Here is a 12,906-nt window from a genome sequence, read left to right as displayed (position 1 = left end):
AAAAATGCCCGCCGAGGACTGTCCTTCGGCGGGCATTTTTTTGCCTGAGACAAGGGGCTTTTGTTTGCCTCTTCAGCTGACTACTGTGTGTGCATGACTTTACCGCTGGAGCCCATGGATGACCGTTCGACCGAGCCACACCCTGATTGCCCACCGAGCCGTACCGGCGCTGCCCTGCGAGGGCACGATCGGCGTCATCGCGCCTGCCGGTCCCGGCGCCCTCGACACTGAGAAAGCGCTGCAATGGATGCGCGCGCGCGGCCATGGGCTGAAGGTGTTTCCGGGCGTCTACGAGAAGGACGGCTATCTGGCCGGCAGCGACGACGTACGCCTGCGCGATCTGCATGCGGCATTCGCTGATCCCGAAGTCGACGCGATCATTTGCCTGCGCGGCGGCTACGGCACGCCGCGCCTGCTCGACCGAATCGATTACGATCTGCTCAGTCGCAACGCCAAACCCTTTATCGGCTACAGCGATATCACCGCGCTGCACCTGGCCATCAGTCGCTACGCCGGGTTTGTGACCTTCCACGGGCCGCTGCTCAATGCCGACCTGCTCGGCGACAAGGAGCCGCCGACCGTCACCTCATTCTTCGCCATGCTGCGCGGGCAAATGAAGTCAGGGAGTGTGCTGAGCCATCCGGCGGCGTATCCGCTCTCAACCGTTGAACCAGGCGTTGCCCACGGGCGCTTGCTTGGCGGCAATCTGGCGATGATTGCTGCAACCCTCGGCACGCCCTACGAGATTGATGTCGAAGGGGTGATTCTGTTTATCGAAGACATCAACGAGCCGCTGTATCGCATTGATCGGCTGCTGACCCAGATGCGTCTGGCCGGCAAGCTGGCCCGGCTGCGCGGTGTGCTGGTCGGTGATATCGCCGGAGTGGAGGTCGACGCGCTGAATCGCTTGCTCAAGCAAACCTTCGAGCCGTTGCGGATTCCGGTGTTGTCGGGTTGGCGCAGTGGCCATTGCGACCCGAATCTGACACTGCCGTTGGGCGCGCTGGTGCGCCTGGATGCGGGAAAGCAGGAGTTGCTGCTGGAGCAGGATGTGGTGATCAAGGCGGAAACGGTTATTGCCTGACAGTCAGTCTTCGCGAGCAGGCTCGCTCCCACAGGTTTTGAGTCGAATACACAATTGCGTTTCAACCAGAATCCCTGTGGGAGCGGGCTTGCCCGCGATGCTTTTATTGGGCGCGCAGGCTCTCAAGCAACTTGTGCGTCGGATACCCATCCGCCGGCCACCCCAGTGCCTGCTGGGCGCTGCGAATGGCCTTGCGCGTATTGGCGCCGATAATCCCGTCCGCCGTGCCGGCGTCATAATTACGCGCGGTCAACAGCGTTTGCAGTTCGATGCGCTCGGTGCGACTCAGCGGCAGATCATCTTTCGGCCAGTCGCCATTGATCAAGCCTGCGCCTTCAAAGCGCTCGGCCAACAGGCTCACCGCCAGCGCATATGACGACGAATTGTTGTACTTGAGAATCGCCCGGAAGTTGTCGAGGATCAAAAACGCCGGGCCGCGATAACCGGCCGGCAGTAGCAGGGCAGCGGAAAGCTGCTCGGAGCCGGCTGGCACCTGCGCGCCATTGGGCAGGCTCACGCCCAGTTGCCGCCATTCGGCGACGCTTTTGCGAATCGCGCCATCGGCCAGGGTGTAGTTGAAACCGCTGGGCAGTTGCACTTCGAAGCCCCACGGCTGGCCACGCTGCCAGCCTGAGCTCTGCAGATAATGCGCGGTCGAGGCCAGCGCATCGGCCGGGCTGCCCCAGATGTCGCGGCGACCGTCACCGTCAAAGTCCACGGCGTGGGTGTTGTAAGTGGTCGGTATGAACTGGGTCTGGCCCATTGCGCCGGCCCAGGAGCCGAGCATTTTCTCCGGGGTGATATCGCCCTGTTGCAGTATCTGCAGGGCGGCGATCAATTGCGCATGAGCAAAGCCCGGACGACGGCCTTCGTAGGCGAGGGTGGCCAGCGAGTTGATTACCGACTTGCTGCCCTGAAACTGACCGAAATTGCTTTCCATGCCCCACACCGAGACCAGTGCCTGGCGATCAACGCCATATCGCTGCTCGATGCTTTGCAGAATGTCGGCGTACTGGCTGATCAACGCCTGGCCTTTGCGTACGCGCAGTGGCGACAGCGCGCCATCGAGGTATTCCCACACCGGGCGGGAAAATTCCGGCTGACTGCGATCGGCGCGGATCACGCTGGCGTCGAAGCTGACGTTGGCAAATGCCTGATCGAACAGCTCGGGGCGAATCCCGGCGGCAAGGGCATCTTTGCGAAAACCGGACTGCCATTCGGCGAAGGTTTGAGTCGGCTGAATATCGAGCGGATCGGCGGACGGCACTACCGGCGGGATGATCGCTGGGGCCGTGGCAACGGGGGCGGCTTGAAGCGGTTGTGCATCGGCGGCGGTGGGTTTTTCCGCGCAGGCAACAAGCAGGATGAAGCTGGAGGCAGCGATCAATTGGCGCACGGGCCAACGACGGGAAAGACTTGGGGGCATGCACAGTTCCAGGGGAAACGAATCAGGTGCAGACCTTAACATGAGCGGGGGGTAGTGCGCTTCAGGCAGCCAGAAAGTAAAAAGCCTCCCGGTTGTCAGACCGGAAGGCTTCGCGGCGGTAGCTGCCTTTGCCCTTGGCTGGTCGTTCCTTACGGCTGCGGAACAAGGGCTGGGCGACGATGGATTTGGCCTTGTTGGGGCCATGCTTTGCAGGCTTTTTGCTCATGGGGATTCTCTCGGTGTGGTGGTTTTGCGCCGGGAATAATCTGCCGATGTGGCGCATCTGTCCAGTAGCTCATGCGTAGGAATATTCTGGCGCTTTCGCGAGCAGGCTCGCTGCCACATTGGTAAGTGGTCACTGTGGGAGCGCGCCTGCTCGCGAATGGACGCTACGCGCTCGACTGCCTTACTCGGCAGGCAAAGACAGTCGCTGGCCGGCCATCAATAGAGCCAACCGACTCAGGCTCATCCACGGCGAACCCGCTGCCTGACCTTTGATCTGCGCATCGATACGCTGCGCTTCGAGCAGCAATTGCGCCCAGCGTTGCGCCGAGTAGCGTTGCAGCGCCTTGCTCATCAGCGGCTTGCGCTTGTCCCAGACGGGCGGTTTCGACAGGCTGAAGCACTTGTCCAGTGGCGTGCCCTGGCTGTATTGCAATGAAATATTGGCCAGCAGGCGCAACTCCCGCGCCAGTGCCCAGAGAATCACTGGCGGCTCGACGCCTTCGCCGCGCAGACCCTCGAGCATGCGCAAGGCGTGGGCCGGTTCGCCGTTGAGCACCGCGTCGGTCAGGCCGAACACGTCGAACCGCGCACTGTCGGCCACGGCGGCTTGCACGGTTTCGACGGTGATCTGCCCACCCTCGGCCATCAACTTGAGCTTTTCGATTTCCTGCGCGGCGGCGAGCAGGTTGCCTTCGACACGCGCGGCAATCAATTCGACGGCGTCCTGGCTGGCCGACAGACCGGCCTGGGACAGGCGCTGGCGAATCCAGCTGGGCAGTTGATTGGCATCCACCGGCCAGATCTGTACGAACTGGGTCTGTTGGCCTTCGACCAGCGCCTTGCCCCACTTGGTTTTCTGCGCGCTGCCATCGAGCTTGGGCAAGCTGATCAGCAGGACGGTATCTTCAGCGGGACGTGAGCAATATTCGATCAGCGCCGCCGCACCTTTGTCGCCGGGTTTGCCTGATGGCAGGCGCAGCTCGAGCAGGCGTTTTTCGGCGAACAGCGACATGCTCGCGCCGGCCTGCAACAACGTACCCCAATCGAAATTGGCGTCGGCGGCGAAGACCTGACGTTCGTCGAAACCTTGCTGGCGAGCAGTCGTGCGGATGGCGTCGGCGGCTTCCTGACACAGCAACGGGTCATCGCCGCTGATGATGTAGACCGGCGCGAGTGCGCCTTGCAGGTGTTTGCCGAGTTGCGCGGGAGCGAGCTTCATAAGGAAGGGCGAGCGGGGCGCCAGAGCGCCCCGGCCGTCTTACTGCTGCGGGATTTCGAGCGGCGACTGACGCGGAGTTTCCGCCTCAGCCTTCTGCGCCGCTTCCAGCGCATCGGCTTCAGCCTTGGCGCGGTCATTGGCGGTTTGCTGCAGTTGCTGCAACTGGCCCGGGGTCAGCTGCGACAGGCGCAGCATCATGCGCTGAACCAGTTCGCGACGGATTTCATGACGGGCGTCGTTGGCTTCCTGATCGGAGCCGACGAGGTTGTTGCCGTCGTGAATGAACACCTTCTGCACTTCGAGCTTGTCGCTGATCAGCGACAGGTTTTTCTCGCCGCGGATGTCATAACTCAGCACGGTGTTGACCTGATACTCGCCTGTGCGCCCGGCACCGGCATAGCTGAGGATGCGCTGGCTTTCCTGCTCGTCAGCCAGGTAGAGCTTGTACGGCGCGCCGCTGTAAACCTTGACGCCGCTGGACTCGAGCGTCTGACGCAGTTGTGTCACGGTTTCGCCGTAAGCGTTACGCGCGCTCAGGTCGATTTCCTTGATCGACAGCTCGTTTGTGCCGGTACCACGCAACTGGAAACCGCAGGCGCTCAGCAGAACGGCGAGGCCCATCACCAGCAGATTGCGTTTGATCATTGTGTTGCTCCCCTTGAAACCAGGTGAGCCGACTCTGCGGCCCGAAAGGTTTTACTGGGTGCCAGGCGAGCCCGGCACCCGATCCAATTTAGCTGGCGACGATGTTGACCAGTTTGCCCGGCACCACGATCACTTTGCGAATGGTCAGGCCGTCGACGAAACGCAGCACGTTTTCGTTGATGCGTGCGGCGGCTTCGATCTCTTCGCGGGTGGCGCTGGCCGGCATTTCGATCTGCCCGCGCAGCTTGCCGTTGACCTGAATGACCAGGGTCAGGTTGTCCTGCACCAGCGCACTTTCGTCGACGGCCGGCCAGCCTGCATCGATCACCGCATCGGCGTGACCCAACTGCTTCCACAGTTCATGGCTGATGTGCGGGGTAATCGGCGCCAGCAGCAAGGTGACCGCTTCCAGGCCTTCGTGCAGCAGCGCGCGGTCCTGTTCGGTGGCTTGCGCGGCTTTTTCCAGCACGTTCATCAGCGTCATCACCTGAGCGATGGCGGTATTGAATTTATGGTTCTGACCGACGTCATGGCTGGCCTGCTTGATCGCCAGGTGAATCGCACGACGCACGGTTTTCTGCTCGTCGTTCAAGCCGGCAATATCCAGTTTGCCCGGCAAGCCCTGGGTGACGTGGGCTTGCGCCAGACGCCAGACGCGCTTGAGGAAACGGTGCGAACCTTCAACGCCGGAGTCGGACCATTCCGCGCTCATGTCAGGCGGCGAGGCGAACATCATGAACAGGCGGCAGGTGTCGGCGCCGAACTGATCGATCATCGACTGTGGGTCGACGCCGTTGTTCTTCGACTTGGCCATCTTCTCGGTACCGCCGATTTCCACCGGCAGGCCGTCGGATTTCAGCTTGGCGCTGATCACCTTGGCTTTGCTGTCACGCTCAAGTTCCACGTCTGCCGGGTTGAACCAGGTGTAAGCACCGTTGGCTTCGCGACGATAGTAAGTCTCGGCGATCACCATGCCCTGGGTCAGCAGGTTCTTGAACGGCTCATTGGAGCTGACCAGACCTTCGTCACGCATCAACTTGTGGAAGAAACGCGCATATAGCAGGTGCAGAATGGCGTGTTCGATACCACCGATGTACTGATCCACCGGCAGCCAGTGATCGGCCGCGGATTTTTCCACCAAGCCGCCTTCGAAGTGCGGCGAGGCATAGCGTGCGTAGTACCACGACGACTCGACGAAGGTGTCCATGGTGTCGGTTTCACGCTTGGCCGGAGCGCCGCATTTCGGGCAGCTGCATTCGTAGAACTCGGGCATGCGCGCAAGCGGCGAACCGGCGCCGTCCGGCACCACGTCTTCCGGCAATACCACGGGCAGTTGATCTTCCGGCACCGGCACGTCACCGCACGCGGCGCAGTGGATGATCGGGATCGGGCAGCCCCAGTAGCGCTGGCGGCTGATGCCCCAGTCGCGCAGGCGGAACTGGGTACGCGAGGCGCCCAGTTGTTTCTTGATCAGGGCGACTTCCATGGCGTCGAACGCGCCGGCGAAATCGAGGCCGTCGAACTCGCCGGAGTTGATCAGCGTGCCGTGCTCGCCGTAGGCGTCTTGCCACGGCGCCGGGTTGCTGTCACCGGAGCTGGTGCGCACCACGGATTTAACCGGCAGGTTGTACTTGTGGGCGAATTCGAAATCGCGCTCATCGTGCGCCGGCACCGCCATGACCGCGCCGTCGCCATAGTGCATCAGCACGTAGTTGGCGACCCACACCGGGAGCTTTTCGCCGGTCAGCGGGTGCTCGACGAACAGGCCGGTCGGCAGGCCTTTCTTTTCCTGGGTGGCGACATCGGCTTCAGCGACGCTGCCGCCCTTGCATTCAGCGATGAATGCTTGCAGCTCAGGGTTGTTCTGCGCGGCCAGGGTGGCCAGCGGGTGCTCGGCAGCGACGGCGACGTAGGTCGCGCCCATCAGGGTGTCCGGACGGGTGGTGAAGACTTTCAGAGTGCCGGCTTCGCCGATCGAGTCGACGTTGTACGGGAACTGCACTTCCATGCCACGGGACTTGCCGATCCAGTTGCGCTGCATGGTCTTGACCTGTTCCGGCCAGCCAGTCAGTTCGTCGAGGCTTTCCAGCAGCTCGTCGGCGTAAGCGGTGATCTTGAAGTAGTACATCGGGATTTCGCGCTTTTCGATCAGCGCGCCGGAGCGCCAGCCACGGCCGTCGATGACTTGCTCGTTGGCCAGCACGGTCTGGTCGACCGGGTCCCAGTTCACGGTACCGTTCTTGCGGTAGATGACGCCTTTTTCGAACAGGCGCGTGAACAGCCATTGTTCCCAGCGGTAGTAGTCCGGCTTGCAGGTGGTCACTTCACGGGACCAGTCCACCGCGAGGCCGAGGCTGCGCAGCTGCGACTTCATGTAGGCGATGTTCTCGTAGGTCCACTTGGCGGGCGCTACGTTGTTTTTCATTGCGGCGTTTTCCGCCGGCATGCCGAACGCATCCCAACCCATTGGCTGCAGAACATTCTTGCCCTGCATGCGCTGGTAGCGCGAGATCACGTCGCCGATGGTGTAGTTGCGCACGTGGCCCATGTGCAGCTTGCCGCTGGGGTAAGGGAACATCGACAGGCAGTAGTAGGTTTCCTTGCCTGGCTGTTCACTGACTTCAAAGGACTTTTGCTCATCCCAGAACGACTGGGCGGCGGCTTCGATCTCACGGGGCTGATATTGTTCGTGCATGGCTACTTTTGTACTGGATAGGGGTGGCCTAATCCTCTTCGACGGCGGCATCAGGGATGGCCCGAATGCGCTGGAAGTGGAATGACAGGAAGCGCCGTAGCATACATGACCGCGCTTGGCCGAGGGAAACCCTGATTACAGCTGATTGCCAGACGTTTTGGGCAACGAGGGCCGTTGGTCGCGGCGTGTAGCCGGTTCGTGCAGCGAAGCTAAGCTCTAACTGGGGAGTGAGTCTTATCTTCAATGAGGTGAGGGATGGTGGAGCAACGGAAAAAAAACGTAACGAAACCCGAGTTGTACGAAAGGTTGATCGATCGTCTGGGCATGGCGCTGGACGCCGTGAAAACCGCTGACCGGCTGCGCGACGAGCGCCCCCTGGAACTGGAATTGCGTGGCTTGAGCCCCGCCGAGTTCAAACTGGTCAAGGCCTATCTGGATCGCAGTGAACGTGAAACGCAGGGATGCCTGTCTCAAGCAGTGAAGCAGCTCGATGCGGCACATTCGGCCAAGGTCATCTGGCTCAAGGACAAGGCGCCGCGCAGAGACACCGGCAAGGTGCGTTCTGTGCAGGCCAAGTAAGCGCATGGCAGGTCATGAAACGGATCTTTCGCAACCGGATCCGGCCTACTGGTTGTAACGCGTAATCAACACTCTTAGGCTTCGGGCATCTTTGGAGATGCCCGATGCCCTTTCGCTATTTCATCAAACAACTTTTACTGCCGCCCGGCATTCTTTTGCTGCTGTTGCTAGCCGCCTGGTGGCTGCGCCGCTCGCGGCCGCGTCTGGCCGGCGTGTGTTTTGCCCTCGGCTTTGGCGGCCTGTGGCTGATGAGCCTGCCGGTAGTGGTGCAGTGGAGTGCCAAAGCGCTGGAGCGCGAGCCGCCACTGGCCCGCCAGGAATGGACGACGCTGGCACAACGCGCGGATGCGATTGTGGTGTTGGGCTCGGGGCGCGAGCGCGGTGACCTGGCCTGGGGCGAAGACCAGCCGACCGGCGTGGGACTCGAGCGTCAGCGTTACGCGGCGCGCCTGGCCAAGGCTTCCGGCCTGCCGATCCTGACCAGCGGCGGCCTGCATTACGGCACGCCACCGACCGAGGCCAGGTTGATGGCGGATTCGTTGCGTGATGATTTCGACGTAACGGTGCGCTGGCAAGAAGGCGCGAGCCGCACCACGTGGGAAAACGCCAGGATGACGGCGGATATCCTCTTGCCGCAGGGGATCAAGCGGGTCGTCGTGGTGACGCAGGCGTGGCACATGCCGCGGGCGGTGTGGAGCTTTGAACAGGCGGGATTCGACGTGGTGCCGGCACCGGTGGGTTTCCTCGGTACGGATAACGCTCGCCCGTTTGGCGGCTGGTTGCCGGAATTCAAATCGATCTGGCAGAGCGGGCAGTTGCTTAATGAAGCGGTGGGGCAGGTGGGGTATTCGTTGTTTTACCGAGGTGATGCCAACCACGATTGACTTGGTGGTGCTTATGCCCTCTTCGCGAGCAGGCTCGCTCCCACATTGAAATGCATGCCAGATGTGGGAGCGAGCCTGCTCGCGAAGCTTTTAAAGGGTTTTTGACATCCGGCTGGCCATCAGCGCCCAGCCGAACAGCAGCAGGCACAACACGATCAGCGGCCACGAACGCCATTGCAGATACGGCGTCAGGTCGTGCATCGGTACCACTTCGCCGTACAGCACACCTTGTTCGAACTGCGGAATCTGTTCGGTGATCTGCCCGAACGGGTTGATCAGGCCAGTAACGCCGTTGTTGGTCGCGCGGATCATCCAGCGTCCAGCCTCCAACGCGCGCATCTGCGCCATCTGCAAATGTTGCAGCGGGCCGATGGAAGTGCCGAACCAGGTGTCGTTGCTGATGGTCAGCAGCAGGTCGCTGCGTGCCGACAGGCCAGCGGCGAATTCCGGATAGACCACCTCGTAGCAGATAAACGGTGCGATCTGGTAACCCTTGGCCTGTAGCAGTGCCTGATCGGACGGGCCGCGCGCGAAGTCCGACATCGGCAGGTCGAAGAATGCGATCAAGCCGCGCAACACGTCCTGCAACGGCACGTACTCGCCGAACGGCACCAGTTTCTGCTTCAGGTAAGTACCATCGCCTTCGCCCACCACGGTGATGCCGTTGAAAAAGCGCCGTTCGTGATGCACGGTCTGGCGAATCGGCACACCAGTGATCAACGCTGATTTACGCTCGGCGGCGAAGTTGCCCATCATCGTCAGGTAGCCCTCGGCGGACTCCTTCAACACCGGCACGGCGGTTTCTGGCCAGATCAGCAGATCGACCGGCTTGGAGCGGAAACTCAGATCACGGTACAGCGCCAGTTGCGCATTGAGCTCGGCCGGGTCCCATTTCATGCTTTGCGCGACGTTACCCTGAATTGCGGCAACACTCAGCGGTGCGCCGGACGGGCTGGTCCAAGCGTGGCCCTTAAGTGCGATACCGGCCACCCAAGGTCCAGCCAACAGCACCAGACCGGCCACGACAAAGGTTTTGCGTCCGCTTTGCAGCAAGCGCCGCGCGTTGTAGATCAGCGCTGCGGTCAACGCTAGAACGAACGACACCAGCCACATGCCACCGACCGGCGCAAGCCCGGCCAATGGCCCATCAAGCTGACTGTAACCGGAGTACAACCAGGGAAAGCCAGTGAGGAACCAGCCGCGGAACGCTTCCTGCCCGATCCACAACGCCGCAAATGCCAACGCGTCGGCCACCGGTGCTTCGTTACGGCGCAACCAGCGTGCCCATAACCAGGCCGGCAAGGCGAAGAACCAGGCAATCGCGGCGGTAAACAGCAACATCAGGAACCCGGCCAGCAACACCGAAGCGCCGCCGAAATGGTGAATGCTGTAATAGATCCAGCTGGTGCCAGCGCCGAACAGGCCAAAGCCGAAGCACCAGCCACGGCCCAGCGCCTGACGCGGACTCAGTTCACGCAAGCCGGCATAGAACAGACCGACCGCCAGCAACGCCAGCGGCCAGATGTTGAACGGGGCAAGAGCAAACGTGGTGATTGCACCGGCCGCCACGGCCAGCAGATTACCGGGCCAGCCGGGGCGGGTTGTCCAGCGCATTTCAGTCCTTAGATTTCTTACCGGGCGATTGGGGTCAGTCGCAGCAAATGAATCCGACGGCTGTCGGCGTTCAGGATGCGGAAACGATAGGCGCCGATTTCAGTGATTTCGTTGCGTTTTGGCAAGTGGCCGAACGCGCTCATCACCAGGCCGCCGACGGTGTCGAACTCGTCGTCGGAGAATTCGCTGTCGAAGAACTCGTTGAAGTTCTCGATTGGCGTCAGCGCCTTGATCAGGAAATCACCGCTGGGCAGCGGCTTGATGTAGCTGTCTTCTTCGACGTCGTGCTCGTCTTCGATATCGCCGACGATCTGTTCGAGGACGTCTTCGATGGTCACCAGACCGGCCACGCCGCCATATTCGTCGATGACGATGGCCATGTGGTTGTGGTTGGCGCGGAATTCACGCAGCAACACGTTCAGGCGCTTGGACTCCGGCACGAAGGTGGCCGGGCGCAGCAGGTCCTTGATGTTGAAGCTGTCGCCGTTCTCCTTGAGGATCAGCGGCAGCAGGTCCTTGGCCAGCAGCACGCCCATCACGTCGTCATGGCTTTCGCCGATGACCGGATAGCGCGAGTGGGCCGAGTCGACCACGGCAGGGAGGAATTCGCGAGGTGTCTGGGTCGCCTTGATGCTGATCATCTGCGAGCGCGGCACCATGATGTCGCGTACTTGCAGGTCAGCCACCTGGATGGCGCCTTCGACGATGGCCAGCGCTTCGCTGTCCAGCAGTTTGTTCTGATGTGCATCACGCAGCAGCTCGAGAAGCTCCTGACGGTTCTTCGGCTCGTGGGCAAAAGCCTGGGTCAGTTTACCCAGCCATGACTTCTGCCCGTTGCTCGATCGATCTTCGCTCATAGCGATTACTCTGAATCCTTTGTTGTAACGATGGGGGAGTGTTCGGTTTCGTCGTCCGCGTACGGATCCGGATAGCCCAGTTCGGCAAGCAACTCGCGTTCCAGTGCTTCCATTTCTTCGGCTTCGTCATCATCTATATGGTCGTAACCGAGCAGATGCAAGCAGCCGTGAATGACCAGATGTGCCCAGTGGGCCTTTAGTTCCTTGCCCTGCTCGGCGGCTTCGCGTTCGACCACGGCCACGCAGATCACCAGATCGCCGAGCAGCGGGATATCGAGAAACTCGTCAGGCACTTCGGCCGGGAACGACAACACATTGGTCGCGTAGTCCTTGTGGCGCCAGGTGTGATTGAGCTCGCGGCCTTCTTCCTCGCCGACCAGACGAATGGTCATTTCCGAATCGGCGCTGCGCTGGCGCAGGGCCTGTTCGCACCACTGACGGAACTCGGCTTCACTCGGCGCGCTGGCCTCGGTGGCGATTTGCAGATCCAGCTCAAGCATCGCGCGAGGCTTCCTTCGCGGCTTCGGCACGGGTCTCGAAGCGCTCGTAGGCCTCGACAATCCGCTGTACCAACGGGTGGCGCACGACGTCTTTGGGCTGGAAGTGGGTAAAGCTGATGCCTGGTACGTCCTTCAGCACTTCGATCACATGGTGCAGGCCGGATTTGGTGCCGCGCGGCAGGTCGACCTGAGTGATGTCGCCCGTGATCACAGCGGTGGAACCGAAGCCGATGCGCGTGAGGAACATCTTCATCTGTTCGACCGTGGTGTTCTGGCTTTCGTCGAGAATGATGAAGCTGTTGTTCAGCGTACGACCGCGCATGTAGGCCAGCGGCGCGACTTCAATCACTTGTTTCTCGATCAGCTTGGCGACGTATTCGAAACCGAGCATTTCGTACAGTGCGTCATACAGCGGGCGCAGGTACGGGTCGATCTTCTGCGACAGGTCGCCGGGCAGGAAGCCGAGTTTTTCACCCGCTTCGACCGCCGGACGCACCAGCAGGATGCGGCGGATCTGCTCGCGCTCCAGTGCATCTACCGCACAGGCTACGGCCAGATAGGTCTTGCCGGTACCGGCCGGGCCGATGCCGAAATTGATGTCGTTGGCGAGGATTTCCTTCACGTAGCGCTGCTGATTCAAGCCGCGTGGGCGAATCATGCCTTTCTTGGTGCGCAGGGCGACGGTCGGTTCGGCGGGGGCTGGATTGTCCAGATCATCGCCGGCCGATTCCTGGATGAACAGGTGCACCAGATCGGGCGACAGCTCGGTACCCTTGGTTTCCCGGTACAGGCGGCGCAGCAGGTTTTCCGCAGACGTGGTGAGTTTTGGATCGCCAATCAACTCGAACTGGTTTCCGCGATTGCGGATCTCGATGGCCAGGCGCTGTTCGATCAAGCGCAAATGCTCGTCGAATTGCCCGCACAGATTGGCGAAGCGGCGAGCCTCAAAAGGCTCGAGGAGAAAACGATGTGGTTCGATGGGTGCGTTCAAGGTCGTATTTAGCCGCCCTGGGGCAATTAGGATGAAATCAAGGATAACGCCAGTGGCGTGGGTGCGAAAGCTCTTAAATATCTCAGCCGATCAGCGCCGCTGCGCTTTACCTGTGGGAGCGAGCCTGCTCGCGAAGGCGGCGACACATTCAAAATTGATGTGTCTGACAGACCGCCTTCGCGAGCAG

At 61.2% G+C, this 12,906-nt stretch carries 12 protein-coding genes; 3 read left to right on the top strand and 9 right to left on the bottom strand.

Translation table 11 applies throughout. The features are described from left to right. Positions 1-118 precede the first annotated feature (118 nt). On the top strand, positions 119-1,084 hold the full coding sequence (locus AB4N53_RS16145) for a S66 peptidase family protein (RefSeq protein ID WP_460121674.1): 966 nt from the start codon (positions 119-121) through the stop codon (positions 1,082-1,084). Positions 1,085-1,187: 103 nt separating this feature from the next. Here the strand turns inward: AB4N53_RS16145 and AB4N53_RS16140 are convergent, their stop codons facing one another. The 5 genes from AB4N53_RS16140 to leuS form a co-directional block, all read right to left on the bottom strand. Then, a complete protein-coding gene (locus AB4N53_RS16140; RefSeq protein ID WP_460121672.1) occupies positions 1,188-2,510 on the bottom strand; it encodes a lytic murein transglycosylase in 1,323 nt (440 codons plus the stop codon). A gap of 61 nt (positions 2,511-2,571) precedes the next feature. Next, positions 2,572-2,736 carry an alternative ribosome rescue factor ArfA gene (gene arfA, locus AB4N53_RS16135; protein ID WP_460121670.1) on the bottom strand — a complete coding sequence of 55 codons (165 nt, stop codon included), beginning with the start codon at positions 2,734-2,736 and terminating at the stop codon, positions 2,572-2,574. A 180-nt stretch (positions 2,737-2,916) separates the two neighbouring features. Next, complete coding sequence (gene holA / locus AB4N53_RS16130; RefSeq protein WP_460121668.1) at positions 2,917-3,954, bottom strand: DNA polymerase III subunit delta; 1,038 nt, start codon at positions 3,952-3,954, stop codon at positions 2,917-2,919. Positions 3,955-3,993: 39 nt separating this feature from the next. After that, complete coding sequence (locus AB4N53_RS16125) at positions 3,994-4,599, bottom strand: LPS-assembly lipoprotein LptE (protein WP_071173693.1); 606 nt, start codon at positions 4,597-4,599, stop codon at positions 3,994-3,996. 88 nt (positions 4,600-4,687) lie between these two features. Beyond that, on the bottom strand, positions 4,688-7,294 hold the full coding sequence (gene leuS / locus AB4N53_RS16120) for a leucine--tRNA ligase (RefSeq protein ID WP_460121665.1): 2,607 nt from the start codon (positions 7,292-7,294) through the stop codon (positions 4,688-4,690). A gap of 255 nt (positions 7,295-7,549) precedes the next feature. On the opposite strand from leuS, the gene AB4N53_RS16115 reads away from it, so the two are divergent. Both AB4N53_RS16115 and AB4N53_RS16110 read left to right on the top strand, forming a co-directional pair. Beyond that, positions 7,550-7,873: a hypothetical protein gene (locus AB4N53_RS16115; RefSeq protein ID WP_024014441.1), complete on the top strand. Its 324-nt coding sequence runs from the start codon at positions 7,550-7,552 to the stop codon at positions 7,871-7,873. 104 nt (positions 7,874-7,977) lie between these two features. Continuing rightward, positions 7,978-8,757: a YdcF family protein gene (locus AB4N53_RS16110; protein WP_460121663.1), complete on the top strand. Its 780-nt coding sequence runs from the start codon at positions 7,978-7,980 to the stop codon at positions 8,755-8,757. A gap of 90 nt (positions 8,758-8,847) precedes the next feature. Here the strand turns inward: AB4N53_RS16110 and lnt are convergent, their stop codons facing one another. From lnt to AB4N53_RS16090, 4 genes are read right to left on the bottom strand one after another with little or no spacing between them, the layout of a single operon-like run. Further along, positions 8,848-10,371, bottom strand: a complete 1,524-nt coding sequence (gene lnt / locus AB4N53_RS16105; RefSeq protein WP_460121661.1) for an apolipoprotein N-acyltransferase — start codon at positions 10,369-10,371, stop codon at positions 8,848-8,850. Between the two features lie 17 nt (positions 10,372-10,388). Next, positions 10,389-11,228 (bottom strand): HlyC/CorC family transporter, encoded by an 840-nt coding sequence (locus AB4N53_RS16100; protein WP_007909641.1) that lies wholly within the window; start codon positions 11,226-11,228, stop codon positions 10,389-10,391. Between the two features lie 5 nt (positions 11,229-11,233). Continuing rightward, a complete protein-coding gene (gene ybeY / locus AB4N53_RS16095) occupies positions 11,234-11,728 on the bottom strand; it encodes an rRNA maturation RNase YbeY (protein ID WP_460121659.1) in 495 nt (164 codons plus the stop codon). After that, on the bottom strand, positions 11,721-12,719 hold the full coding sequence (locus tag AB4N53_RS16090) for a PhoH family protein (RefSeq protein WP_460121657.1): 999 nt from the start codon (positions 12,717-12,719) through the stop codon (positions 11,721-11,723). The genes ybeY and AB4N53_RS16090 overlap by 8 nt, the downstream gene beginning before the upstream one ends. Positions 12,720-12,906 lie beyond the last annotated feature (187 nt).

Source organism: Pseudomonas sp. H3_E04 (assembly GCF_054668915.1).
Note: the sequence above shows the minus strand (reverse complement) of the source record. Positions and strands in the feature narration are given on the sequence as shown.

Excerpts from the sequence above, each read along its gene's own strand:
- AB4N53_RS16145 (WP_460121674.1), top strand. The coding sequence starts at position 119 with ATGACCGTTCGACCGAGCCACACCCTGATTGCCCACCGAGCCGTACCG.
- AB4N53_RS16140 (WP_460121672.1), bottom strand. The coding sequence starts at position 2,510 with ATGCCCCCAAGTCTTTCCCGTCGTTGGCCCGTGCGCCAATTGATCGCT.
- arfA (WP_460121670.1), bottom strand. The coding sequence starts at position 2,736 with ATGAGCAAAAAGCCTGCAAAGCATGGCCCCAACAAGGCCAAATCCATC.
- holA (WP_460121668.1), bottom strand. The coding sequence starts at position 3,954 with ATGAAGCTCGCTCCCGCGCAACTCGGCAAACACCTGCAAGGCGCACTC.
- AB4N53_RS16125 (WP_071173693.1), bottom strand. The coding sequence starts at position 4,599 with ATGATCAAACGCAATCTGCTGGTGATGGGCCTCGCCGTTCTGCTGAGC.
- leuS (WP_460121665.1), bottom strand. The coding sequence starts at position 7,294 with ATGCACGAACAATATCAGCCCCGTGAGATCGAAGCCGCCGCCCAGTCG.
- AB4N53_RS16115 (WP_024014441.1), top strand. The coding sequence starts at position 7,550 with ATGGTGGAGCAACGGAAAAAAAACGTAACGAAACCCGAGTTGTACGAA.
- AB4N53_RS16110 (WP_460121663.1), top strand. The coding sequence starts at position 7,978 with ATGCCCTTTCGCTATTTCATCAAACAACTTTTACTGCCGCCCGGCATT.
- lnt (WP_460121661.1), bottom strand. The coding sequence starts at position 10,371 with ATGCGCTGGACAACCCGCCCCGGCTGGCCCGGTAATCTGCTGGCCGTG.
- AB4N53_RS16100 (WP_007909641.1), bottom strand. The coding sequence starts at position 11,228 with ATGAGCGAAGATCGATCGAGCAACGGGCAGAAGTCATGGCTGGGTAAA.
- ybeY (WP_460121659.1), bottom strand. The coding sequence starts at position 11,728 with ATGCTTGAGCTGGATCTGCAAATCGCCACCGAGGCCAGCGCGCCGAGT.